General features: G+C 59.1%; 22 protein-coding genes. 14 read left to right on the forward strand and 8 right to left on the reverse strand.

What is annotated here, in order from left to right; translation table 11 throughout:
• Positions 1-46: 46 nt before the first annotated feature.
• Both ACA048_RS06320 and ccoM read left to right on the forward strand, forming a co-directional pair.
• Positions 47-208: a hypothetical protein gene (locus tag ACA048_RS06320; protein ID WP_223512222.1), complete on the forward strand. Its 162-nt coding sequence runs from the start codon at positions 47-49 to the stop codon at positions 206-208.
• Between the two features lie 144 nt (positions 209-352).
• A complete protein-coding gene (ccoM, locus tag ACA048_RS06325; RefSeq protein ID WP_497628383.1) occupies positions 353-466 on the forward strand; it encodes a cytochrome c oxidase subunit CcoM in 114 nt (37 codons plus the stop codon).
• A gap of 272 nt (positions 467-738) precedes the next feature.
• Here the strand turns inward: ccoM and ACA048_RS06330 are convergent, their stop codons facing one another.
• Positions 739-2214 carry an inorganic phosphate transporter gene (locus tag ACA048_RS06330; RefSeq protein WP_497628384.1) on the reverse strand — a complete coding sequence of 492 codons (1476 nt, stop codon included), beginning with the start codon at positions 2212-2214 and terminating at the stop codon, positions 739-741.
• Between the two features lie 377 nt (positions 2215-2591).
• Positions 2592-2792 carry a hypothetical protein gene (locus ACA048_RS06335; RefSeq protein WP_007935837.1) on the reverse strand — a complete coding sequence of 67 codons (201 nt, stop codon included), beginning with the start codon at positions 2790-2792 and terminating at the stop codon, positions 2592-2594.
• Positions 2793-3472: 680 nt separating this feature from the next.
• On the opposite strand from ACA048_RS06335, the gene pcaR reads away from it, so the two are divergent.
• From pcaR to pcaC, 11 genes are all read left to right on the forward strand, one after another.
• A complete protein-coding gene (gene pcaR, locus ACA048_RS06340; protein ID WP_497628385.1) occupies positions 3473-4315 on the forward strand; it encodes a pca regulon transcriptional regulator PcaR in 843 nt (280 codons plus the stop codon).
• A 153-nt stretch (positions 4316-4468) separates the two neighbouring features.
• Positions 4469-5815 carry a 4-hydroxybenzoate transporter PcaK gene (gene pcaK / locus ACA048_RS06345; RefSeq protein ID WP_497628386.1) on the forward strand — a complete coding sequence of 449 codons (1347 nt, stop codon included), beginning with the start codon at positions 4469-4471 and terminating at the stop codon, positions 5813-5815.
• A 269-nt stretch (positions 5816-6084) separates the two neighbouring features.
• Positions 6085-6945: a CoA transferase subunit A gene (locus ACA048_RS06350; RefSeq protein WP_497628387.1), complete on the forward strand. Its 861-nt coding sequence runs from the start codon at positions 6085-6087 to the stop codon at positions 6943-6945.
• Complete coding sequence (locus tag ACA048_RS06355; RefSeq protein ID WP_007947286.1) at positions 6942-7721, forward strand: CoA-transferase subunit beta; 780 nt, start codon at positions 6942-6944, stop codon at positions 7719-7721. The genes ACA048_RS06350 and ACA048_RS06355 overlap by 4 nt, the downstream gene beginning before the upstream one ends.
• Positions 7718-8923 carry a 3-oxoadipyl-CoA thiolase gene (gene pcaF / locus ACA048_RS06360; protein ID WP_497629813.1) on the forward strand — a complete coding sequence of 402 codons (1206 nt, stop codon included), beginning with the start codon at positions 7718-7720 and terminating at the stop codon, positions 8921-8923. The genes ACA048_RS06355 and pcaF overlap by 4 nt, the downstream gene beginning before the upstream one ends.
• Before the next feature lie 37 nt (positions 8924-8960).
• Positions 8961-9665, forward strand: a complete 705-nt coding sequence (gene pcaH / locus ACA048_RS06365) for a protocatechuate 3,4-dioxygenase subunit beta (RefSeq protein WP_497628388.1) — start codon at positions 8961-8963, stop codon at positions 9663-9665.
• Position 9666: 1 nt separating this feature from the next.
• Complete coding sequence (pcaG, locus tag ACA048_RS06370) at positions 9667-10233, forward strand: protocatechuate 3,4-dioxygenase subunit alpha (protein WP_497628389.1); 567 nt, start codon at positions 9667-9669, stop codon at positions 10231-10233.
• 194 nt (positions 10234-10427) lie between these two features.
• Positions 10428-11732, forward strand: a complete 1305-nt coding sequence (locus ACA048_RS06375) for an MFS family transporter (protein ID WP_497628390.1) — start codon at positions 10428-10430, stop codon at positions 11730-11732.
• Positions 11733-11777: 45 nt separating this feature from the next.
• Positions 11778-13142 carry a 3-carboxy-cis,cis-muconate cycloisomerase gene (locus tag ACA048_RS06380; protein ID WP_497628391.1) on the forward strand — a complete coding sequence of 455 codons (1365 nt, stop codon included), beginning with the start codon at positions 11778-11780 and terminating at the stop codon, positions 13140-13142.
• An 11-nt stretch (positions 13143-13153) separates the two neighbouring features.
• On the forward strand, positions 13154-13960 hold the full coding sequence (pcaD, locus tag ACA048_RS06385; RefSeq protein WP_497628392.1) for a 3-oxoadipate enol-lactonase: 807 nt from the start codon (positions 13154-13156) through the stop codon (positions 13958-13960).
• A gap of 10 nt (positions 13961-13970) precedes the next feature.
• Positions 13971-14363 carry a 4-carboxymuconolactone decarboxylase gene (gene pcaC / locus ACA048_RS06390; protein ID WP_497628393.1) on the forward strand — a complete coding sequence of 131 codons (393 nt, stop codon included), beginning with the start codon at positions 13971-13973 and terminating at the stop codon, positions 14361-14363.
• Between the two features lie 112 nt (positions 14364-14475).
• On the opposite strand, the gene ACA048_RS06395 is transcribed toward pcaC, so the two are convergent.
• The 5 genes from ACA048_RS06395 to ACA048_RS06415 all read right to left on the reverse strand — a co-directional run bounded on the left by ACA048_RS06395 (position 14476) and on the right by ACA048_RS06415 (position 23075).
• Positions 14476-15291 carry a methyltransferase domain-containing protein gene (locus ACA048_RS06395; RefSeq protein WP_497628394.1) on the reverse strand — a complete coding sequence of 272 codons (816 nt, stop codon included), beginning with the start codon at positions 15289-15291 and terminating at the stop codon, positions 14476-14478.
• Positions 15292-15590: 299 nt separating this feature from the next.
• On the reverse strand, positions 15591-16853 hold the full coding sequence (locus ACA048_RS06400) for an OprD family porin (RefSeq protein ID WP_497628395.1): 1263 nt from the start codon (positions 16851-16853) through the stop codon (positions 15591-15593).
• Between the two features lie 439 nt (positions 16854-17292).
• The gene (gene emhC / locus ACA048_RS06405) at positions 17293-18753 is read right to left on the reverse strand and encodes an efflux RND transporter outer membrane subunit EmhC (RefSeq protein WP_497628396.1); all 1461 of its coding nucleotides are present in this window, start codon (positions 18751-18753) and stop codon (positions 17293-17295) included.
• Positions 18750-21914, reverse strand: coding sequence for an efflux RND transporter permease subunit EmhB (emhB, locus tag ACA048_RS06410; RefSeq protein ID WP_497628397.1), 3165 nt, complete (start codon positions 21912-21914; stop codon positions 18750-18752). Before emhB ends, emhC begins: the two co-directional genes overlap by 4 nt.
• A 3-nt stretch (positions 21915-21917) precedes the next feature.
• A complete protein-coding gene (locus tag ACA048_RS06415) occupies positions 21918-23075 on the reverse strand; it encodes an efflux RND transporter periplasmic adaptor subunit (protein ID WP_497628398.1) in 1158 nt (385 codons plus the stop codon).
• A 265-nt stretch (positions 23076-23340) separates the two neighbouring features.
• On the opposite strand from ACA048_RS06415, the gene emhR reads away from it, so the two are divergent.
• The gene (emhR, locus tag ACA048_RS06420; RefSeq protein ID WP_497628399.1) at positions 23341-23973 is read left to right on the forward strand and encodes an efflux system transcriptional repressor EmhR; all 633 of its coding nucleotides are present in this window, start codon (positions 23341-23343) and stop codon (positions 23971-23973) included.
• A gap of 242 nt (positions 23974-24215) precedes the next feature.
• On the opposite strand, the gene ACA048_RS06425 is transcribed toward emhR, so the two are convergent.
• Positions 24216-25265 carry an alkene reductase gene (locus tag ACA048_RS06425; RefSeq protein ID WP_497628400.1) on the reverse strand — a complete coding sequence of 350 codons (1050 nt, stop codon included), beginning with the start codon at positions 25263-25265 and terminating at the stop codon, positions 24216-24218.
• Positions 25266-25286 lie beyond the last annotated feature (21 nt).

A 25286-nucleotide genomic window follows, 5' to 3' on the forward strand; every position in this document is an offset into this window, starting at 1 on the left:
AGACCGCATTATTACGACAACCCTGTCAAACGATGCACAGAGCACCATGAGCCAAGACGATAAGCTGATTGATCTCAATTCTGAACGCGCCAAGCGGGTTCACGACCTTAATGAAAAACGTCTGAACGAAGTTCGTCAGGCGTTTGAGCAGGCGATGCCATTGGGTAAAACCAAAAAGAAACCGAAGAACAAGCCGAAAAAGCGTTGAAGTACCCTGCATCTTTTGATGCAGGTCAGTTATTTCCCCTCCTTTACGTCCGGTCTCGGGCGACATTGATCCAGGTCAATTTTCTAATCTGCCTGTTTGGTTAACTTAGCCCTATCGCAACAGAGCAAGTCCTGGAGGCCAGTCATGTTTTTCGACAACGTGGTGTTCGCCGGAGTGCTGACTGTCAGCCTCATGGTTATGTTTTTCGCAGGATTAGGAGTTTTTATCTGGAAAGATTCGCACAAGCGCAAATCGTAGTTCTTTCCAGATGTAATGAGCACGCAAGGCATTTTGGGCAACTTAAGGTTGCCCTTTTTTTGTGCCTGAAAATCTATCGGAATACGCCGACCTATTGTAGGAGCCGAGCTTGCTCGCGATGGGGCCATAACATCCAACATCCATGTTGCCTGTAAGGCCGCTATCGCGAGCAAGCTCGGCTCCTACAGGTTCTGTGGAGTTTGTACGTTTCCGGCAGACATAAAAAAGGCGCGAACCTCACGGAACGCGCCTTTTCATTTAGCAGCGATGTATCAGCTGCCCAGTGCCTTTGATGCCAGCCAGAACAGGCCGGCCGACAGGGTCACCGTCGCAGGCAGCGTCAGGACCCAGGCCAGCAGGATGGTTTTCACCGTGCCGCCTTGCAGGCCGCTTTTGTTAGCGACCATGGTGCCGGCTACGCCCGAGGACAGCACGTGGGTGGTGGACACCGGCAGGCTGAAGATGTTGGCCAGGCCGATCATGCACGCGGTGGTGATCTGCGCCGACATGCCTTGGGCGTAAGTCATGCCTTGCTTGCCGATCTTCTCGCCGATGGTCAGTACCACGCGCTTCCAGCCAACCATGGTGCCCAGGCCCAATGCCAGTGCAACCGCCAGAATCACCCAGAACGGGGCGTATTCGGTGGTGGTCGTCAGGTCTTTGCGCAGTTTGTCCAGGTCAGCCTTTTCACGGGCATTGAGGGTAGGCAACTTGCCGACTTTCTTGGCCGTGTCATCCAGGCAGAGCAGGTAGCGACGCACTTCGATGCGGCTTTCCGACGACAGCGAGTGGTAGTCCGATACACCTTTAAGGGTGCCGAGCAGGGCAGTGATGGTCGGTTCGGTCTGTTGCGGGTTGCAACGGAATTTCTCCGGAAGATCACCTTCTATGCTTTTGCCCAGCGCCAGGTACTCACCCAAGGTGTCGGCGTTGCGCTTGTAGAACTGGCTCAGGTGCAGGGTCGCATCGCGGGTCCGTTCGATCTGGTACGTCGTGCTGCTCAGGTCGAGGACGAACTGCGCTGGCACGATACCGATCAGCACCAGCATGATCAGACCGATACCTTTCTGACCATCGTTGGAGCCGTGCACGAAGCTCACGGCCATGGCCGAGATCACCAGGACCAGACGGTTCCAGAACGGTGGGTGCTTCTTGTCGTCGAGCTTGCGGCGCTGGTCCGGTGTCTTGTGCATCTTGGACAGTGGACGCCACCATTTAAGGCCGATCAACACCAGCGCCGCGACAAGGAAGCCGGCCATTGGCGAGAACACCAGGGAAGCACCGATGTCGATCGCTTTCTGCCAGTTCACGCCATCCGCCAGCGGAATGTCGTTGATCAACGCGTTGGCCAGGCCGACACCGAGGATCGAACCGATCAGGGTGTGGGAGCTGGAGGCCGGGATACCGAAGTACCAGGTGCCCAGGTTCCAGGTGATGGCGGCAGCGAGCAGCGAGAACACCATGGCCAGTCCGTGACCGGTGTTCACATTGATCAGCAGTTCTACCGGCAGCAGGTGGACGATGGCGTACGCCACGCCAACACCGCCCAGCAGCACGCCGAGGAAGTTGAACACACCGGAAAAGAACACGGCCAGATGAGGTGGCATGGCTTTGGTGTAGATAACAGTGGCCACCGCGTTTGCGGTGTCATGAAAGCCGTTGATGAACTCGAAGGCGAGGACAAAGGCCAGGGCGAGCAAGAGGCTCACAAGCACCCAAGCATCAAGTCCGCTGAATAAATCGATCATGAAGGTTTTCTGACCCGGTCGTAAGGGGGCGCGATTATGCCAGAAAAGACTGCTAATCAATGCACTTGCTGCTCATCGGTAACATTCTTCAACGAATTAATTTGTGGCGACAGCCTATCTCCCAGTGTTTTGCCGGGTTTTGCAAGTCGTTGAATTCATGGGGAAATGCAGCAGCTACAAGGGTTTCTCCCGTGAAGTCGAGAGGTTTAAACGCCTGTGGGAAATATCTGAGAAGAGGGTCAGAAAGGAGCCATTTACCTCATCCGATGGGTAAGGTAGCCGCTGCCCGCTTGTAGCGGGCGCGAAAGGCGTCATCAATGCAACCCGCTTTTAACGGGAGCAGACGCAGACCCTTGAAAGGATTTGGACCGAGACGGTCAAGGCTCTTCGGCTTTGAGTTCCTTTTCCATCTTCTGCAATTCCTGAGTGAACGCCTGATCCTGAACGGTGGCGCGTTTACGCCAGGGTTTACGTTCCGGTTCGGGCTGGGCGGCGTAGGTGGTGACTTCCCCGCCGTAAACTTCCTTGTAACGTTGTTCCTGGCGCTCAAGTTCCGCGCGCAGTTCGTCTTTCGTCACAGTGCTACCTGTATGAGTTGAGATTAATTCTGGTGAAACGCGCTGCATCGAATCTATTGACCACACTCGCGGAAGGGACAATGCCAAAAGCATCGTTTTACGGCATGCGAACAATACTTCCATGTTGCAGGCGGCCACGGCACCAGAGAAAAACAGCTGACGTAGCATCAGTTACCTGTTTCAGCGAGGGCGTTGGCGGAGCATATGAATGAGCGCCAAGCGCTTGCTGCGGGCAGCAACGGTAGAATACCGGGCTGTCCAGTGGCGCAACCGGTACATAAAAACAGGGTTGCCACTGAGGTGCATTATAGCGGTCGATTCGAAGAACACTATCATTTGAGAGTTAAAAGTAGTTCTTTGTGTGTGACGGTTTTGTTAATCGCAACTTTCTACGTTAATAAGGTGGCCGATGATGTCACTTTGCAGTGATGTCTTTCTGGCGCCATGAAGTCGATAAGTCAGGCCGAATACATGACTTTTCAAGTCCGTGATTGAACACGATTAAAAACATCTAGTGGTCAGCGCGAAAATCAGCGGTGAACAGGCTGGCCCGTGTGCAGGGTTGATTGCGATTATCGGTCTGTGGTTCGATAATCGCCCAATCTCGACGATCCCTGTCTTGTGTGATGAAGCAGGGGCCGGATGTAATAACCGCTGATCCGCCTCGGAAAGGACCTGTCATGAACGATCAATTGCGCAACTCTTTCACTTCAGTCGCGCCGCCGATTGTCGCCTCACCCGCCAAGCGAATTCAGGCCTTGACCGGCGATCCCGATTTCATGACCTCTCTGGCTCGTGGCCTGGCGGTGGTACAAGCGTTTCAAGAGCGCAAGCGGCATCTGACCATTGCCCAGATCAGTCATCGCACGGAAATCCCCCGCGCGGCCGTGCGACGTTGCCTGCATACCTTGATCAAACTTGGCTACGCGACCACCGATGGTCGCACCTATTCGCTATTGCCCAAAGTGCTGACCCTGGGCCATGCCTACGTGTCTTCGACGCCTTTGGCGGTGTCAGCCCAGCCGTACCTGGACCGCATGAGTGAGCAACTTCATGAGGCGTGCAACATGGCCACGCTGGAAGGGGACGACATTTTATACATCGCCCGTTCGGCAACGACTCAACGGCTGATTTCCGTCGACCTTTCAGTGGGCGGCCGCCTGCCGGCCTATTGCACTTCAATGGGGCGGATTCTTCTCGCCGCGCTGGATGACACCTCGCTGCACGAATACCTCGATCATGCAGAGTTGCAAGCCAAGACCAGCCGCACCCTGCATACGCCCGAGGCGTTGCTCGAATGCCTGCAAGAAGTGCGGCAACAAGGCTGGTGCATCGTCGATCAGGAACTGGAACAGGGCCTGCGCTCGATTGCCGTGCCGGTGTACGACGCTTCTGGCCAGGTGGTGGCCGCCTTGAACGTCAGCACCCACGCCGGCCGTGTCAGTCGCAACGAGCTGGAACAGCGATTCCTGCCAGGACTGCTCAGCGCCAGCCGCGACCTCAGCGCGCAGCTCTTCGCCTAAGCCCCCGGACCAAGCCCTTCCTCTAAGTTGTTCGATAAACGCACAGACTTGCGTTTATCGAATTGACGCACTTTCCCCAGGATCATTACTGTCGCGGCAGCGCCGGCCCAGGCTGGCAAATGTCCGACTGCGTTCTTGTGTGGAATAAAAATAATGAACCAGCCCCAGTCTGCTGTAGGTAACTGCCTCGACGTGCAGTCCTTCATCAATGCTCAACCCATTTCGCGCTATCAGTGGCGAGTGGTGATCCTGTGTTTCCTGATTGTCTTTCTTGATGGACTCGATACGGCGGCCATGGGCTTTATTGCGCCTGCGTTGTCCCAGGATTGGGGCATCGACCGCGCCAGTCTCGGGCCGGTCATGAGTGCTGCGTTGATCGGCATGGTCTTCGGCGCACTGGGTTCCGGCCCGTTGGCGGACCGCTTCGGACGCAAAGTCGTCTTGGTCGGCGCGGTGTTGTTGTTTGGTGCCTTCAGTCTGGCGTCGGCCTACAGCACCACTGTCGATCAACTGCTGGTGCTGCGTTTTCTCACCGGTCTGGGCCTTGGCGCCGGCATGCCGAACGCCACGACATTGCTGTCGGAATACACCCCGGAGCGCAAAAAGTCCCTGCTGGTGACCAGCATGTTCTGCGGCTTCAACCTCGGCATGGCCGGCGGCGGGTTTATCTCGGCCAAGTTGATCCCTGCGTTCGGCTGGCACAGCCTGCTGCTGATTGGCGGGATTCTGCCGCTGATTCTCGCGGTCGTCTTGTTGTTCTGGCTGCCCGAATCGGCACGCTACCTGGTCGTCCGTAATCGTGGTACCGACAAAGTGCGCAAGACCCTGGCGCCCATCGACCCGACCATCGTCGCTCAGGCTTCGAGCTTCAGCGTGCCGGAATTGAAAACCGTAAAAGCGCGCAATGTGTTCGCGGTGATCTTCTCGGGCACCTACAGCACCGGCACCTTATTGCTCTGGCTGACCTACTTCATGGGCCTGGTGATTGTGTACCTGCTGACCAGTTGGCTGCCGACGTTGATGCGCGACAGCGGTGCGAGCATGGAGCAAGCCGCGTTCATTGGCGCACTGTTCCAGTTTGGTGGTGTGCTGAGTGCGGTGGGCGTGGGTTGGGCGATGGACCGGTTCAATCCGCACAAAGTCATCGGCATTTTCTACCTGCTGGCCGGGGTGTTTGCCTACGCGGTGGGGCAGAGCCTGGGCAACATCACGCTGTTGGCGACGTTGGTGCTGGTGGCGGGCATGTGCGTCAACGGTGCGCAATCGGCGATGCCATCGCTGGCGGCGCGGTTTTACCCGACGCAAGGGCGGGCGACCGGCGTGTCGTGGATGCTGGGGATTGGCCGTTTCGGCGCGATTCTCGGTGCGTGGATGGGCGCGACATTGCTGGGGCTTGGCTGGAATTTCGAGCAAGTACTGACAGCGCTGGTGATTCCGGCGGCGTTGGCGGCCACGGCGGTGGTGATCAAGGGCATGGTCAGTCATGCGGATGCGACTTGAGGGGCTGATCCAGATTTTTTGCTGAGCTTGGCGGCCTCTTCGCGAGCAGGCTCGCTCCCACAGGTATTGCGTGATCCCTGTGGGAGCGAGCCTGCTTGCGATGCTTTTGGGGATAGGTAGGCAGGCAACAATATGTTCGATAAACGAACACATAGTCGATTATCGGATTGTTTGGCGTTTTTCAGGGGCTTAATCTTTAGGCACTCCGGCGCTGCGCATCGCGCCTTTTTCTTTCACTGTCGGTTCACAACAAAACGGGAGCCTGCCCCATGGCTGAAATCCTTTCGCTGCACGACGCGGTGAAGCAATTCGTAAATGACGGCGATACCGTCGCGCTCGAAGGCTTTACTCACCTGATCCCTACGGCGGCGGGTCATGAAATCATTCGTCAGGGCAAGAAAGACCTGACACTGGTACGCATGACCCCGGACCTGATCTACGACCAGTTGATCGGCGCCGGTTGTGCTCGCAAGTTGATTTTTTCCTGGGGTGGCAACCCGGGTGTAGGTTCGCTGCACCGTCTGCGTGATGCCGTCGAAAAGCAGTGGCCGCACGCGCTGGAGATCGAAGAACACAGCCACGCCGACCTGGCCAATGCCTACGTCGCTGGCGCCTCCGGCCTACCGTTCGCGGTACTGCGGGCCTACGCCGGTTCCGACCTGCCAAAGGTCAATCCGCTGATCAAAACCGTCACCTGCCCGTTTACCGGAGAAGTGTTGGCAGCCGTGCCTTCGGTGCGCCCGGACATCACGGTCATTCACGCGCAGAAAGCCGACCGCAAAGGCAACGTGCTGCTGTGGGGCATTCTCGGCGTGCAGAAAGAAGCCGCACTGGCTGCCAAGCGTTGCATCGTTACTGTCGAGGAAATCGTCGACGACCTCAATGCACCGATGAACTCCTGCGTTCTGCCGACCTGGGCCTTGAGCGCGGTCTGCCACGTCCCAGGTGGCGCGCATCCGTCCTACGCTCACGGTTACAACGAACGTGATAACCGTTTCTACCAAGCCTGGGACCCGATTGCCCGCGACCGTGAAACCTTCACGGCGTGGATCAACGAATACATCCACGGCTGCGCTGACTTCAGCGAGTTCCAGGCCAAACTGGCCGCTGCTTCGGAGGCCAAGAAATGACTTACACCACCAATGAAATGATGACCGTTGCCGCCGCTCGCCGTTTGAAGAACGGTTCGGTGTGTTTCGTCGGCATCGGCCTGCCATCGAAAGCGGCCAACCTGGCACGTCTTACTTCCTCGCCAGATGTGGTCCTGATCTACGAATCGGGTCCGATTGGCGCCAAGCCAAGCGTACTGCCGCTGTCGATTGGTGACGGTGAGCTGGCGGAAACCGCTGACACTGTAGTCCCGACCGGTGAGATTTTTCGCTATTGGCTGCAGGGCGGGCGCATTGACGTCGGCTTCCTCGGCGCTGCGCAAGTCGACCGTTTCGGCAACATCAACACCACCGTGGTTGGCGATTACCATGCGCCGAAAGTTCGTCTGCCGGGTGCCGGTGGCGCACCGGAGATTGCCGGCTCGGCCAAAAGCGTACTGATTATCCTCAAGCAGTCAGCGCGTTCGTTTGTCGACAAACTCGACTTCATTACGTCGGTCGGCCATGGCGAGGGCGGTGATTCACGCAAGCGTCTCGGTCTGCCGGGCGCCGGTCCTGTCGGCATCATTACCGACCTGTGCATCATGGAGCCGGAAGCCGGCACCCATGAGTTTGTGGTCACCGCGCTGCACCCAGGCGTCACCCGTGAGCAAGTGGTCGCCGCCACCGGTTGGGCGATTCGCTTCGCTGACACGGTTGAAAACACGGCCGAGCCAACTGAGGTCGAACTCACTGCTCTCAGAGATCTTGAAGCCCGCACCGCTGCCGCCCACGGCCAAGCACCCGGAGAAGCCTGATGCGTGACGTTTATATCTGCGACGCCATTCGCACCCCCATCGGCCGTTTCGGCGGCGGTCTGTCGGCGGTTCGCGCTGACGATCTGGCCGCTGTGCCGCTCAAGGCGCTGATGGAACGCAACCCGTCGGTGGACTGGAACGCGGTGGACGAGGTGTTCTTCGGCTGCGCCAACCAGGCCGGCGAAGACAACCGTAACGTCGCCCGCATGGCGTTGCTGCTGGCCGGGCTGCCGGAATCCATTCCGGGCGTCACGCTCAATCGTCTCTGCGCGTCGGGTATGGATGCCATCGGTACCGCATTCCGCGCCATCGCCAGCGGCGAAATGGAGCTGACGATTGCCGGCGGTGTCGAATCGATGTCCCGCGCGCCGTTCGTGATGGGAAAGGCAGATGCAGCGTTCTCGCGCAACATGAAGCTGGAAGACACCACCATCGGCTGGCGCTTCATCAACCCGTTGATGAAAGCGCAATACGGCGTGGATGCGATGCCGCAGACCGCCGACAACGTGGCCGACGATTACGAAGTGTCTCGTGAAGACCAGGACGCTTTCGCACTGCGCAGCCAGCAGCGCACAGCCGCCGCGCAAGCCGCAGGATTTTTCGCTGAAGAAATCATTGAAGTGCGGATTGCCCACAAGAAGGGTGAAACAGTCGTTACGCAGGACGAACATCCTCGCGCCGACACCACCCTGGAGATGTTGGCCACACTCAAACCGGTCAACGGCCCCGACAAAACTGTCACTGCCGGCAACGCTTCGGGCGTGAACGATGGTGCGGCGGCGTTGATTCTGGCGTCTGCTGAAGCGGTGAAAAAACACGGTCTGACCGCCCGCGCCAAAGTGCTGGGTATGGCGAGCGCCGGCGTTGCGCCTCGGGTCATGGGCATTGGCCCGGTCCCGGCGGTGCGCAAACTGACCGAGCGTCTTGGCTTGACCGTCAGCGATTTCGACGTGATCGAACTCAACGAAGCCTTTGCCAGCCAGGGTTTGGCGGTGCTGCGTGAACTGGGGCTGGCGGACGACGCGGCTCAGGTCAACCCGAACGGTGGCGCCATTGCCTTGGGCCATCCGCTGGGCATGAGCGGTGCGCGTCTGGTACTGACCGCGCTGCATCATCTGGAAAAAACCGGTGGCAAGAAAGGTCTGGCGACCATGTGCGTCGGCGTGGGCCAGGGTCTGGCGCTGGCGATCGAGCGCGTCTGACACGCCGCGTCGACAAATAAAAACAGAGGAAAGCGAAATGACTGACAAGCCTGGTTACCGTCGCCCGCAGGAAGGCACCCAGCCGGAATACCTGCACCCGACGTATCAATCCACCAACCTTCGCTCGCCGTCCAAACCGTTGGTGTTTCTGCCGCACTCGCTCTCGGAAATCACCGGCCCGACCATCGGCGCCGAACGCGTCAACGAGAAGGACAGCGACCTGACCGCTCAACACCAGGGCGAGCCACTGGGTGAACGCATCATCATTCACGGCCGCGTGCTGGATGAAAACGGTCTGCCGGTGCCGGGGATTCTGGTGGAAATCTGGCAGGCCAACGCCGCCGGCCGCTACAACCATGCGCGCGACTTGCACGACGCGCCGCTGGACCCGAACTTCACCGGCACCGGCCGCACCGTGACCGACGCCGATGGCTGGTATCAGTTCCAGACCATCAAGCCCGGCGCCTACCCGTGGGGCAACCACCACAACGCGTGGCGCCCGGCGCACATCCATTTCTCGCTGTTCGGACCGAGCATTCTGACGCGCCTGGTCACGCAGATGTATTTCCCGGGCGACCCGTTGCTGGCCTACGACCCGATCTACAACTGCGTGCCCGATACCAGCGCCAAAGAGCGTCTGATCGCGACCTTCGATCTGGAAAAAACCATCCCTTCCTATGCCCTCGGTTATCGCTGGGACATCGTCTTGCGCGGCCGCGACGCCACGCCGATGGAGAAATAAGATGACGCTGAACGCGACCACGTCCCACACCGTCGGGCCGTATTACCACATCGGCCTGACCTGGCTGAACCGCGAAGACCTGACCGTTGCACAAACCCTCGGCGAGCGAGTGGCGATTACCGGGCAAGTCGTCGATGGCAACGGCGATGTCGTCAACGACGCGATGCTGGAAGTCTGGCAGGCCAATGCCGCCGGCAAGTACGACCATCCGGAAGACGATCAGGACAAACCGCTGGACCCGAACTTCGAAGGCTTTGGCCGGGTGCCGGTGGATGCCGAAGGGCGTTTCCGTTTCACTACCATCAAGCCGGGCACGGTTGAAGGCCTGAAAGGCTCGACCCAGGCGCCGCACTTGGTGGTGCTGGTGTTTGCGCGCGGGTTGGTCAAGCACTTGCTGACGCGGATTTACTTCGATGGGGAACCGGCCAACGTGGCAGATCCGCTGCTGGAATGTGTGCCGGCCGAGCGCCGCAGTACCTTGCTGGCGAAGAAAGATGCGTCGGGTGTCTATCAGTGGAATGTGATTTTGCAGGGCACTGATGCGGAGACGGTGTTCTTCGATTACTGAAAACCCCGCAAATCCCTGTAGGAGCGGGCTTGCCAGTGAAAGCGGTGTGTCAGTCAATATAGATGTTGCCTGGCACACCGCTTTCGCTGGCAAGCCAGCTCCTACAGGGGATCTGTGTTGCTGATGTATTTGCGGAACAGGACTGTTTCGAAGTGTGTCTAGACTCTCACTGTCCCCATTGAGTGAATAAAACAATGACAACGCCAACGGCTATTACAGCTCACTACACCGGTGAAGAACGCAGTAAGCGGATCTTTGCCATTGTTGGTGCTTCGTCCGGCAACCTCGTGGAATGGTTCGACTTCTACGTCTATGCCTTTTGCGCAATCTACTTCGCGCCGGCCTTTTTCCCGTCTGACAACCCCACGGTGCAGCTGGTCAATACCGCTGGCGTATTCGCCGCCGGGTTCCTGATGCGCCCCATCGGCGGCTGGATTTTCGGTAGGTTGGCGGACAAGCACGGGCGCAAGAGCTCGATGATGATTTCGATTCTGATGATGTGCTTCGGTTCGTTGCTCATCGCTTGCCTGCCGACCTACAAGGACATCGGCGTCTGGGCCCCGATCCTGCTGCTGTTCGCGCGTTTGATTCAAGGTTTGTCGGTGGGCGGGGAGTACGGCACCACCGCCACCTACATGAGTGAAGTCGCGCTCAAGGGCCAGCGCGGCTTTTTCGCCTCGTTCCAGTACGTGACGCTGATTGGCGGGCAGTTGCTGGCGGTGTCGCTGGTGGTGGTCCTGCAGCAGTTCCTCAGCGAGGATGAGTTGCGTGCCTACGGCTGGCGGATTCCGTTTGTGGTCGGTGCGCTGGCCGCGCTGATTTCGCTGTTCCTGCGCCGTTCGCTGAAAGAAACCAGCAGCAAGGAAATGCGCGAAAACAAGGACGCCGGCAGCATCAGTGCGCTGTTCCGCGACCATAAAGCCGCGTTCATTACCGTGCTCGGTTATACCGCCGGTGGCTCGCTGATTTTCTACACCTTCACCACGTACATGCAGAAGTATCTGGTGAACACTGCCGGCATGCAGGCCAAGACCGCCAGTTACATCATGACCGGCGCGCTGTTCCTTTATATGTGCATGCAGCCGTTGTTCGGCATGCTCGCCGACAAGATTGGCCGCCGTAACTCGATGCTCTGGTTCGGCGCCCTCGGGACGTTGTGCACCGTGCCGATTCTGTTGAGCCTGAAAAGCGTCAGCAGTCCGTTCCTGGCCTTTGTACTGATTACCGTGGCACTGGCGATCGTGAGCTTTTACACCTCGATCAGTGGCCTGGTAAAAGCCGAAATGTTCCCGCCAGAGGTGCGCGCCCTGGGTGTCGGCTTGGCCTACGCGGTGGCGAATGCGATCTTCGGTGGTTCGGCGGAATACGTTGCCTTGAGCCTCAAAGCCGTGGGCATGGAAAACTCGTTTTATTGGTACGTCACGGTGATGATGGCGGTGGCGTTCCTGTTCAGTTTGCGTCTGCCGAAACAGGCAAAGTATTTGCACCACGACCTTTGATCTTTACGCGCGGGCCTGACGGGCCCGCGCCTCCAGGGACTGTTTATGAACGAGCGACCGGGCAATCAATTGTTCGATGCCTATTTCACTGCGCGCGATATGCGTGAGGTGTTCTGCGATCAAGGCCGCGTGCAGGCCATGCTCGATTTCGAAGCTGCACTGGCCCGGGCCGAGGCGCGTGTCGGGCTGATTCCGCAAACCGCTGTCGCGCCCATTGAAGCGGCGTGTCAGGCCGGGCATTACGATTTCGCGGCCCTCGGTGAGGCGATTGCCACCGCGGGCAATTCTGCCATTCCCTTGGTCAAGGCATTGGGCAAGCAGATCGCCGCCAGTGATGCCGAAGCCGAGCGCTATGTGCATTTGGGCGCGACCAGCCAGGACGTGATGGACACCGGGCTGGTGTTGCAATTGCGCGGGGCGCTGGTGCTGATCGAAAGTGATCTGGCGCAACTGGGCGACACCCTCGCGATGCAAGCCAAACGTTATGTCGCCACACCCTTGGCCGGCCGCACTTGGTTGCAGCATGCAACACCGGTCACCCTCGGCATGAAAATCGCTGGTTGGCTGGGTGCGGTCACTCGCAGCCGTCAACGCTTGCAAGAGCTCAAGCCTCGTCTGTTGGTGCTGCAATTCGGCGGCGCCTCCGGAACCCTGGCGGCCCTCGGTGCACAGGCGATGCCGATTGCTGAAGCCTTGGCCGAGGAACTGCAACTGACCTTGCCGGATCAGCCTTGGCACACCCAGCGTGATCGTCTGGTGGAGTTTGGCTCGGTGCTGGGATTGATCGCCGGCAGCCTGGGCAAACTCGGCCGCGACATCAGCCTGTTGATGCAAACCGAGGCGGGCGAAGTCTTCGAACCGTCAGCACCGGGCAAGGGCGGTTCCTCGACCATGCCGCACAAGCGCAACCCGGTGGGTGCAGCAGTGCTGATCGGTGCGGCGACGCGTGTGCCGGGCTTACTCTCGACACTCTTCAGCGCGATGCCGCAGGAACACGAACGCAGCCTCGGTCTATGGCATGCCGAGTGGGAAACCCTGCCAGAGATTTGTTGCCTGGTGTCCGGCAGCCTCAAGCAAGCATTGCTAGTGACGCAGGGGCTGGAAGTGGACGCGAATCGCATGGCTCGCAACCTCGATTTGACGCAAGGCCTGGTACTGGCCGAAGCGGTTAGCATCGTCCTCGCCCAACGGGTCGGGCGCGACACCGCGCATCATCTGTTGGAACTCTGTTGCAAACGTGCGGTGGCTGAACAGCGTCAACTGCGCGCCATCCTCGGTGACGAACCGCAAGTGACCGCCGAGCTTTCTGCTGCTGAGCTTGATCGTCTGCTGGACCCCGCCCATTACCTCGGCCAGGCCCATACCTGGGTCGAGCGGGCGGCGGCTGAACATTCTGCGTTAACTGCCTGAAGGAGATTACTGTGGCATTTGTACAACTCGCCGAGGGCGAACTGCACTACCAAATTCAAGGGCCGCAACTCGATGGGCCTGTGGATGCGCCGGTGCTGGTGCTGTCCAACTCGCTGGGCACCGACCTGCACATGTGGGACGCACAGATTGCAGCGTTCACCGAACACTTCCGTGTGTTGCGTTTTGACACCCGTGGCCACGGACAATCGCTGGTGACACCGGGCCCGTACAGCATCGAGCAACTGGGCCGCGACGTCTTGGCGCTGCTGGATGCGTTGCACATTGAACGCGCGCATTTCTGTGGTCTGTCGATGGGCGGTTTGATCGGCCAGTGGCTGGGGATCAATGCCGCTGATCGATTGAACAAACTGGTGGTGTGCAACACCGCCGCGAAAATCGGCGACCCGTCGATCTGGAACCCGCGCATTGAAACCGTACTGCGCGACGGTCCGGCCGCCATGGTCGCGCTGCGCGATGCCTCGATTGCGCGCTGGTTTACCCCGGACTTTGCCGTAGCCAATCCATCCGCTGCGAAGCAGATCACCGACATGCTCGCCGCGACTTCGCCTCAAGGCTACGCGGCTAATTGCGCTGCGGTGCGTGATGCCGACTTCCGTGAGCAATTGTCTTCGATCAAGTTGCCGCTGCTGGTGATCGCCGGCACCGAAGACGCGGTCACGCCGCCGTCTGGCGGACACTTCATTCAAGAACATGTGCCAGGCGCCGAATACGCCGAGTTCTACGCTGCGCACTTGTCCAACGTCCAGGCCAGTGCCGCTTTCAGCGAGCGGGTCTTGGCGTTTTTGAACGCTCATTAAGGGGATTGTTGTGGACGAGAAACAACGTTACGACGAGGGCATGAAAGTCCGTCGCGCAGTACTCGGCGACCCTCACGTCGACCGCAGCCTGAACGCGCTGACCGAGTTCAACTCGGAATTTCAGGAGATGATCACTCGCCACGCCTGGGGCGACATCTGGACCCGCCCGGGACTGCCGCGCCACACCCGCAGCCTGATCACCATTGCCATGCTGATCGGCATGAACCGCAACGAAGAACTCAAATTGCACCTGCGCGCCGCCGCCAACAACGGCGTGCCCCGTGGCGAGATCAAGGAAGTGATCATGCAGAGCGCGATCTACTGCGGCATCCCGGCAGCGAATGCGACGTTCCACTTGGCGGAGTCGGTTTGGGATGAGTTGGGGGTTGAGTCGCGGGAGTGATCTCGGGATTTGATGGTGCCTGAACTGACGCCATCGCGGGCAAGCCACGCTCCCACAGGGGAATGCGTTTCAACTGTAGGAGCGAGCCTGCTCGCGATGGCGATGCCATGGCCTACACAGTGGCCACAATGAAAACCCGTTTGAACGGAAACAACGTATGCCCATCCCCCTCCTGCGGGTAATGCATATGCACCCGCATCATGAAGTGATAGACGAACCGCGCCTGTTCGTCATCCTTCAACCCCTGCATCACCGCCCGTAACGCCGACACCTTGATCCAGTCATAAATCGGCGACTTGCCATCGACGATCTGTAGCTGCTCGGTTTCCCAGATATCCAGCGTGGCGCAGAGCGGCGCCAGCAAACGGTAGTAGTCCTCCAGCGACAACAGCGGCCGCCGCGCCATGCTTTCACGTAGCTGCGGTGTGCCCAGCGGTTGACCGTTGTGGCCGCCGCTGTCGAGGGTGTCGAGCATCAGCTGATACCACACCGCATCGCGCCAATCGGGCATGTGCGCCGCCAGACAACCGCCCGGGTTCAAGTGCTTGAGCAATCGAGGCAACAGCTGTGGATGATCGTCGATGAAATGCAGCACGGCGGCGGCAAACAGCAGATCGGCGGGCTGTTCGGGCTGCCAGTTCTGTAGGTCGCACTGCTTCCATCGGGCCTTGATCGGCAAACACCTGGCCTCCTGCAGCATTTGCTCCGAGCTGTCGATGCCCATCAGGTGCGATCGAGGCCAGCGCTTTGCGAGAACTTGCGTCGCAATGCCTGTGCCGCAACCCAGGTCGTAGATGCGTTTTGGGTTTTTGATGTCGACACGGTCGAGCAATTCGTTGACCGGTCGTTGTCTGAGGCGGGAGAACTGCTGGTACGACTTGGCGTCCCAGTCGCCTTGGACGGGAGCCGCTTGCAGTGGGGGGATCATGAGGTGGTCCTCTGGTGATCAAGTGGTGTCTTCCGATGACAACCTGGCTCAAGTCTTGCGGACCAACATCAACAGATAACGGAAGTGGGGTGGGTTGGATATCGCCTGAATCCTGTCAGGTTTTGTCACTGTAATTGACCGTTGCCAAAGCGCCAGCCAGTCTGACAGGCGGCGCCGATCCAGTGCAGCAGCGGGCTTGCTCCGGGCGGCGTGCCGACGAAGGCGGTGTATCAGTCACTTTTCTGTTGGATGTGCCGACGCCTTCGCGAGCAAGCTCGCTCCTACCTTTTGATCGGTGTCTACAAGAGGCTGATCGGATAGTTGATGATCACCCGGTTCTCGTCGAACTCGTTGGTGCTGAAGCTCTTGCGGATGCTCGCGTTGCGCCATTTGACGTTGAGGTTCTTCAATGGACCGCTTTGTATGGTGTAGGCCAGTTCCGACTCGCGGCCCCATTCCGTGCCGTCAGTGATGGTGCCGGTGTGCACATTATCGCCGCTGATGTAGCGGTTCATCATCGTCAGGCCCGGCACGCCGAGGGCGACGAAGTTGTAGTCGTGGCGCACTTGCCAGGATTTTTCCTGGGCGTTGTCGTAGCTGGAGTTGTAGCTGTCGTTGGCCAGGGTTCCGCCGCTGGTGCCGTTGACGCGCATCCATTGATCGTCACCGGTGAGTTTTTGCAGGCCAACGTAGAAGGTGCTGCCGCCGTATTTGGCCGAGAGCATGGCGAACCCGGTTTTGTTGTCGAGGTCGTCGGCCAGGGCGCTGCCGTTTTCTTTGCCGATAAAATAGCCAAGGTTGGCGCCGAGGACCCAGTCGCCAATCGGCTGGCTATGGTTCAGGTTGTAATACTGTTGCTGGTAGAGGTCGCTGAGTTCTGCATACCAGGCACCGACCTGGGTGCGTTTGTCGTTGAACGTGTATTCACCGCCACCGAAGTTGAAACGGTCCGAAGTGAAGGCCGCGGATTTGCCGTTCATGAACATGTCTTCCATGCTCGCATCGTTACGCGGACTGTTCTGGCGGAACTGGCCGCCGTAGATCGTCAGGCCGCTGATCTCGGTGGACGTCAGCTGGCCACCCTGGAAGGTTTGTGGCAGTGAACGGCCATCGTCGGAACGCAGGATGGGCAGTACTGGCATCCACTCGCCGACCTTCACTTCGGTTTTACTCACTTTCATCTTCCCGGCCACCGCCAGACGGCCGAAGCTGTCAGCAGGGCGACCGTCGCTGTCAATCGGCAGCAGCTGGGTGCCGCCCGAGCCTTTACCGCCATCGAGCTTGACCGACAGCAGTCCCAGCATATCCGCGCCGAACCCCACCGGGCCTTGGGTGAAACCGGACTTGGCGTCGAAAATGAAGCTCTGCGTCCACTCCTCGGCCTTGCTCTGCGGGTAAGCCGGGTTGGTGTAGTTGCGGTTGATGTAGAAATTGCGCAGGTTCAAGTTGACCTTGGCGCCTTCGACAAAACCTGATTCCTCGGCTTGGGCGGGGAGGGCCGCAGTGGCTATGGCGATGGCAATCAGGCCGGGGAACAAATACTGCGCGGAAGAAGACGTCATGGGCTCGGGTCTCTCTAATTTTTGGGGATGAAACAGGGCGCTGCCGCAACGTCGGGTTGCAGTCAAAAGAACGGATTGGTTAAACGGAGTGGAATCAGCCGGACAGGGTAGGGCGCGGGGGCATAGGGTGAACCTGATGTTGTTGGTCTTGTGCGGAGGATGGTGCGGGGAATGTAGTGGATGGTTCAATTGGTGAAAGTGGGATTTGGGCGATTATCGAACGCAAGATGGGGCCAGGGATTTGTGTTGTCTGATGCGGCCTCATCGCGAGCAGGCTCGCTCCTACAGGGGATTTTCAGTGAACTCACGATTGATGAACCACAGAGATCAATGTGGGAGCAAGCCTGCTCGCGATGAGGCCAGTGATCACACCACACCTTTTCCCGCTGCCAACAAAAAGCCCACCAAAAAGGTGGGCTTCATTGTTTTCACCGCACTATCAGAACAACTTCATCTTCGGCGCTTCTTCTTTCAGCGGTTCGACCTTGGCGGTCTGCTGGTTCCAGCCACCACCCAAGGCCTTGTACAGGTTGACCGCGCTGACCAGTTGCGCCAGACGGTCGGTGATCAGCACTTGTTGGGCGTTGAACAGCTGACGCTGGGCATCGAGGAAGGTCAGGTTGCTGTCGACACCGATGAGGTAACGACGCTGGGCCAGACGGTAGTACTCCTGGTTGGCGGTGACGAAGTCGCGCTGCGCCTGCAACTGGTCGGTGTAGGTTCGGCGGGCGGCCAGGCCGTCGGCGACTTCCTGGAAGGCCGTTTGAATGGACTTCTCGTAGTTCGCCACGCCAATGTCTTTCTGGATTTTCGAATAATCCAGGCTGGCGCGCAGGCTGCCGGCATTGAAGATCGGCAAGTTGATTTGCGGCTGGAACAACCAGGTGCCCGAACCGCCCTTGAACAGACCGGACAAGTCCGGGCTCAGGGTGCCGGCGTTGGCCGTCAGGCTGATGCTCGGGAAGAACGCCGCCCGTGCCGCGCCGATGTTGGCGTTGGCGGCCTTGAGGTTGTATTCGGCCTGGAGAATGTCCGGACGACGTTGCAGCAAGTCCGATGGCAGGCCGGCTGGCACGTCGCTGAGCAAATCGTCAGACAACGGCTTGGCGGCTTGCAGGTTGGCCGGGATGCCGGTGCCGAGCAGCAGCACCAGACTGTTCTCATCCTGAGCGACCTGGCGGGTGTACTTCGCCAGTTGCGCCCGTGCGTTTTCCACTGAGGTGCGCGACTGGGCGACGTCCAGCGCCGACGCCACACCGACTTCGGCACTGCGCGCGGTGAGCTTGTAGCTCTCCTCGAACGCACCGAGGGTGTCCTGGGTGACTTTCAGCAGTTCCTTATCGGCTTGCCAAGCCATGTAGGCGTTGGCCACGCTGGCTACCAGACTGATCTGTGTGCTGCGTCGACCTTCTTCAGTAGCGAAGTACTGTTGCAGCGCTGCTTCGCTGAGGCTGCGAACCCGACCAAACATATCGAGTTCATAGGCACTGATACCGACCGTGGCCGAGTAGGAACTGACGATACCTGACTGGCCGGTCTGCGTAGCGTTTTCCGGAACGCGCTGGCGATTGCCGGTGCCATTGGCCGAGACGGCCGGGAACAGGTCGGCACGCTGGATGCGGTATTGAGCCGCAAAGGCATCGATGTTCAGCGCCGCGACACGCAGGTCACGGTTGTTTTCCAGCGCGACCTGAATCAGCTGTTGCAGTGCCGGGTCATGGAAAAACTGCTTCCAGCCTTGCTCAGCCGCAGCCTGGCTCGGCGCCTGGGCCGGCGAGTACGCCGGGCCCTGCGGGTATTGGCCTGCCACTGGTGCCTCAGGCTGTTGATAATCGGGTATCAGCGAGCAACCACCAAGCACAAACGCGGCGACGGCTAGGGAGAGTAGCGACTTGCTCATTGGCCAGCCTCTTTAGGAGTTTCAGTGGCGTCATCCTGGTCGACTTTTTTACGCTGACCGATGGACGACACGGTGACGAAGAACAGTGGGACCCAGAAGATCGCCAGAACGGTGGCGGTGATCATACCGCCAATCACTCCGGTGCCGATGGCATGCTGGCTACCCGAACCTGCACCGGTGGAAATGGCCAGGGGCACCACACCCAGGACGAAGGCGAGCGAGGTCATGATGATCGGTCGCAAACGCATCCGGCTGGCTTCAATCGCTGCATCGCGCAAGCTACGCCCTTGCTCATGCAGCTCCTTTGCAAATTCGACAATCAGAATGGCGTTTTTCGCCGCCAGGCCGATGGTCGTCAACAGGCCCACCTGGAAGTACACGTCGTTGGACAGGCCGCGCAGGCTGGTCGCCATTAGTGCACCGATGATTCCCAAAGGCACCACCAGCATCACCGCAATCGGGATCGACCAGCTTTCATACAGCGCCGCCAGACACAGGAACACCATCAGCAGCGACAGGGCGTACAGCGCTGGCGCTTGCGAACCGGACAACCGTTCCTCGTACGACAGGCCGGTCCAGGAAATACCGACACCCGGCGGCAGTTTGGCGGCAATGGCTTCGACTTCGGCCATGGCTTCACCGGTGGAATAACCCGGCGCCGGGGAGCCGAGGATTTCCATCGCTTCGACGCCGTTGTAACGGGCCAGCTTCGGCGACCCGTAAATCCACTCACCCTTGGCAAACGCCGTGAACGGAACCATGGTGCCGGCGCTGTTGCGCACATACCATTTCTTCAGGTCTTCAGGGCTCATACGGGAGCCGGGCTGGCCTTGTACGTAAACCTTCTTCACTCGACCACGGTCGATGAAGTCGTTGACGTAGCTACTGCCCAGCGCGATCGACAGTGTGTTGTTGATGTCGGCGATGGTAATGCCCAGGGCACTGGCCTTCTCGTCATCGATTTCCAGTTGGTATTGCGGTTCGTCGTTCAGGCCGTTCGGACGGACCTGGGTCAGAATCTTGCTTTGCGCTGCCATGCCGAGGAACTGGTTGCGTGCTTGCATCAGTTTTTCGTGACCGATACCGGCACGGTCCTGAAGGAACACGTCGAAACCGGTGGCGTTACCCAGTTCCAGTACCGCCGGTGGCGCGAAGGCAAACACCATGGCATCACGGAAGGTGAAGAAGTGCTGCTGGGCACGGGCCGCCACCTTGAACACGTTGTTGTCGGCGTTACGTTCGTCCCATGGCCGGAGCATGATGAACGCCATACCCGAGCTCTGGCCACGACCCGCGAAGTTGAAACCAGTCACGGTAAACACCGAGTTCACAGCATCGCCTTCACCGCCATCCTTGCCCGGACGCAACAGGAATTCACGCATCTCGTCCACGACCACCTGGGTACGCTGGGCGGTTGAACCGGCCGGCGTCTGCACCTGGGCGAACAGTACGCCCTGGTCTTCTTCAGGCAGGAACGCCGTCGGGATACGGGTGAACAACCAGATCATGCCGACAATGATGATGAGGTAGGCCAACAGGTACGGCGCCTTTTGCGTGAGCATGCTACCCACGCCGCGCTCGTAGCTTTTGACGCCCCGGTCGAAGTTGCGGTTGAACCAACCGAAGAAGCCGCGCTTGGGTGTGCCGTGCTCACCCTTGGGAATGGGCTTGAGCATGGTGGCGCAGAGCGCCGGGGTGAAGATCAGCGCAACCAGTACCGACAGGGCCATGGCCGAAACGATGGTGATCGAAAACTGCTTGTAGATCACGCCGGTGGAGCCGCTGAAGAACGCCATTGGCAGCAGAACCGCCGACAGCACCAGGGCGATACCCACCAGCGCGCCCTGGATCTGGCCCATGGATTTCTTGGTGGCTTCCTTGGGCGACAGGCCTTCTTCACTCATCACCCGTTCGACGTTTTCCACCACAACGATGGCGTCGTCCACCAGCAAGCCGATGGCCAGGACCATACCGAACATGGTCAGTGTGTTGATGCTGAAACCGGCTGCCGCAAGGATGCCGAACGTACCCAGCAACACCACCGGCACGGTCATCGTGGTGATGATGGTGGCGCGGAAGTTTTGCAGGAACAGGAACATCACCAGGAACACCAGAGCGACAGCTTCGACCAGGGTGTGAACCACGCCTTTGATCGACTCGGTCACCACCGGGGTGGTGTCATACGGGAACACCACTTCCATCCCTTCCGGGAAGAACGGCTTGAGGCTGTCGATGGTCTTGCGCAGCGCTGTGGCGGTATCCAGAGCGTTGGCGCCAGTGGCCAGCTTTACCGCCAGACCAGAAGCCGGGGCACCGTTGAACTGGGCATTGATGCTGTAGTTTTCACCACCCAGACCGACATCAGCGACATCTTTCAAGCGAACCTGCGAGCCATCCTTGTTGACCTTGAGCAGGATCTTTTCGAACTGCTCGGCAGTCTGCAGGCGGGTCTTGCCGATGATCGTGGCGTTCAGCTGTGTGTCGGGCAGGGCAGGCAAGCCGCCAAGCTGGCCGGACGACACCTGGACGTTCTGTGCGGCGATGGCGGTTTTGACATCGATCGGGGTCAGGTTGTAGTTGTTCAACTTGGCCGGGTCGAGCCAGATACGCATGGCGTACTGGGAGCCGAACACCTGGAAGTCACCGACACCGGCCGTCCGCGAGATCGGGTCCTGCATGTTCGACACGATGTAGTTGGACAGGTCGTCCTTGGTCATGCTGCCGTCACGCGAGACCACACCGATCACCAACAGGAAGTTCTTCACAGCCTTGGTGACGCGGATACCTTGCTGCTGCACTTCTTGTGGCAGCAACGGGGTGGCCAGGTTCAGTTTGTTCTGGACCTGAACCTGCGCGGTATCGGAGTTGGTGCCTTGCTCGAAGGTCGCGGTGATGGTCATGGTGCCGTCGGAGTTACTTTCCGAGGACACATAACGCAAGTGGTCGATACCGTTGAGCTGTTGCTCGATCACCTGCACCACGGTGTCCTGTACCGTTTGTGCCGAGGCACCCGGGTAGGCCACGGAGATGGCGATCGCCGGAGGCGCAATGCTCGGGTATTGGTTGATCGGCAGCTTGAGGATCGATAGTGCCCCGACCAACATGATCACCAGGGCTATCACCCAGGCGAAAATCGGACGGTCGATAAAAAATTTCGACATGGTTTACTCCCCTTTGCCGCTGGAAGCTTTGTCAGCTGCCTGTGCGGGGGCCGGGTTCTGTGCGCCAACGTTAGTCGCTTCACTGGCTTTGACTTCGATGCCAGGTTTGACAAATTGCAGACCTTCGGTGATCAGGCGATCACCTGCCTTCAGACCGTCCTCGATCAGCCATTGGCTCCCGACAGTGCGGTTAGCCTTTAGATGACGCAGTTCGACCTTATTGTCAGGGCCGACGACCAGTGCAGTCGGTGTGCCTTTAAGGTCGCGGGTCACACCTTGTTGCGGCGCCAGAATCGCTGCCGCGTTCACACCGGCCTGCAATTGAGCGTGAACAAACATGCCCGGCAGAAGGGTGTGCTCAGGGTTCGGGAACACGGCGCGCAGGGTAACGGAACCGGTGGTCTGATCCACCGAGATTTCGGAGAATTCCAGCTTGCCGTCCAGCTTGTACTGGCTGCCGTCTTCGAGGGTCAGCTTCACCGCCGCCGAATTGTCGCCAGCCTTTTGCAGACGACCGCTTTCCAGTTCGCGGCGCAGTTGCAGCAATTCCACCGAGGACTGGGTCACGTCGACATAGATCGGGTCGATTTGCTGGATCACCGCCATCGGATCAGCCTGGCCGCTGGTCACCAGCGCACCTTCTGTCACGTTGGAGCGACCGATACGACCGGTCAGCGGTGCGTAAACCTTGGTGTAGCGCACGTTGATCTGAGCGGTTTGCAGGGCGGCTTCCGACTGCATCCGGTTGGCCACGGCCGTGTCGTATTCCTGACGGCTCACCGCTTGTTCGGCGACCAGTTGCTTGTAGCGGTCGGAGATCGACTTGGTCTGTTGCAGGTTGGCTTCTGCACTTTTCAAGGTGGCGTCATAGACCGACGAATCGATCTGATACAGCTGCTGGCCAAGTTTGACGTCGCCGCCTTCCTTGAACATGCGCTTGAGAATGATGCCGTTCACCTGAGGGCGAACTTCGGCGATGCGGTATGCGCTGGTACGGCCTGGCAGGTCGGACGTCAGGGTGAAGGCTTGAGTTTGCAGGGTAACAACGCCGACCTGAGGAGGCGGTGCGGCTGGTGCGGCTTCTTCCTTTTTGCATCCGCTGAGCAGCGATGCCAAGGCGACGGCAGTGACCAGAGCGGTAACAACTGGCTTGAATTGCATGAAAATCCTCGGGTCAGGCGCGCACAATGCGCACGAGAAAGGTGGAAGGGTAAAAATGGGGGGCTGAGTGGATAAGTAGCTTGCTAATTAATATACTTACGTTCATGGTTGTTTGTAAACACCTTGGCTGTGTACTCACTTCGCTACCAAAGCCGTTCAAAGGTTTGAATTGTAAGACGGGGACGGCGCCCAAGAGCGCTCGCTCCACTTTTATTCAGCTGATGTTCAGACATCACTGAAGCACCCTGATTGAGGTTTTACTGCCATGGTCCGTCGCACCAAAGAGGAAGCTCAAGAAACCCGCAGCCAGATACTCGAAGCGGCAGAGAAAGCCTTTTATGAAAGGGGCGTGGCGCGTACGACGTTGTCGGACATCGCTACCCTGGCCGGCGTGACTCGCGGTGCTATCTATTGGCATTTCAGCAATAAGGCCGATCTGGTGCAGGCCATGCTCGATACCTTGCATGAGCCGCTGGATGAGATGGCCAAGGCCAGTGAAAGCGAAGATGAACTCGATCCGCTCGGCTGCATGCGCAAGCTGCTGATTCATTTGTTCCATCAAGTTGCGCTGGATCCAAAGACCCGACGTATTAATGAGATTTTGTTTCATAAGTGCGAATTCACCGATGAAATGTGCGACCTGCGCCAGCAGCGCCAAACGGTCAGCCTGGATTGCAATGTGCGAATCGCCCTGGCCCTGAGTAATGCCGTGAATCGGGGACAAATGCCTGAAGACCTCGACACGGCGCGCGCTGCCATCAGTCTGCATGCGTATGTCGATGGCATCCTGTACCAGTGGTTGCTGGCGCCCGACAGTTTTCAATTGCACACCGATGCCGAGCGTTGGGTGGAGACAGGGTTGGACATGCTGCGCTTGAGCCCAAGCCTGCGCAAATGAAACAAAAAGCGTATTTGGTTTCGTTTATGTCAGCTGTCAAGGCGGGCGCTGACGCCTTCGGCGCTCGCCTGATGACGTTGGGGTGCTTTTATATACGCACGTTCGCCAGGATGACAGGTAGCGAGCTACGTAATTTGTAGGAAATTTGTGTCTCGGGTGTGAATGCGTGTGCACGTCACTTGAAAACAACAAAGCCCCGGCTCTCACGAGTCGGGGCTTTTTTGTATTGCGGTGTTTGACGCTTACATCACCGGGTAGTCGATGTAACCCACCGGGCCTTTGCCGTAGAACAGTTCTGGGCGCGCTTCGTTCAACGGCGCATCGGCCTTCAAACGTGCAGGCAAGTCCGGGTTGGCAATGAACGGCACGCCGAAGGCGACCGCATCGGCCTTGCCGCTGGCCAGCCAGGCGTTGGCGCTGTCCTTGGTGAAGCGTTCGTTGGCGATGTACGGGCCACCGAAGGCTTCTTTCAGTTGTGGGCCAAGGCTGTCGCCGGCTTCTTTTTCACGCGAGCAGATGAACGCGATACCACGCTTGCCCAGTTCCCGAGCGACGTAGGTGAAGGTTTCGGCGAGGTTGTCGTCGCCCATGTCATGGGAGTCGGCGCGTGGTGCCAGGTGCACACCGACACGGCCGGCGCCCCAGACCTCGATGGCCGCGTCGGTCACTTCCAGCAACAGGCGTGCACGGTTTTCCAGAGAGCCGCCGTAGTTGTCGGTGCGCTGGTTGGTGCTGCTTTGCAGGAACTGGTCGAGCAGGTAACCGTTGGCACCATGGATTTCCACGCCGTCAAAACCTGCGGCCTTGGCGTTCTCGGCACCCGTACGGTAAGCGTCGACGATGTCGGCGATTTCAGCGGTTTCCAGAGCCCGCGGGGTTGGGTAATCCGCCAATGGGCGAACCAGGCTGACGTGACCTTTTGGCTGGATGGCGCTCGGTGCGACCGGCGCTTCGCCGTTCAGGTACGACGTGTGAGAAACCCGACCGACGTGCCACAGTTGCAGGAAGATCTTGCCGCCCGCGCCGTGGATGGCTTTGGTCACGTTAGCCCAGCCGCGGACCTGGTCGTTGGACCAGATGCCCGGGGTGTCCGGGTAGCCGACGCCCATCGGCGTGACCGACGTGGCTTCGCTGAGGATCAGGCCAGCGGAGGCGCGCTGGACGTAGTACTCGGCCATCAGCGCGTTTGGAACGCGGCCTTCGTCAGCCCGGCAGCGGGTCAGCGGCGCCATGATGATGCGGTTGGCCAACTCGATGTCGCCCAGTTTGATCGGATCGAAAATAGTCGTCATGAATGCACCCTCGTGAGGTCT

The organism is Pseudomonas sp. LBUM1659, assembly GCF_059716045.1.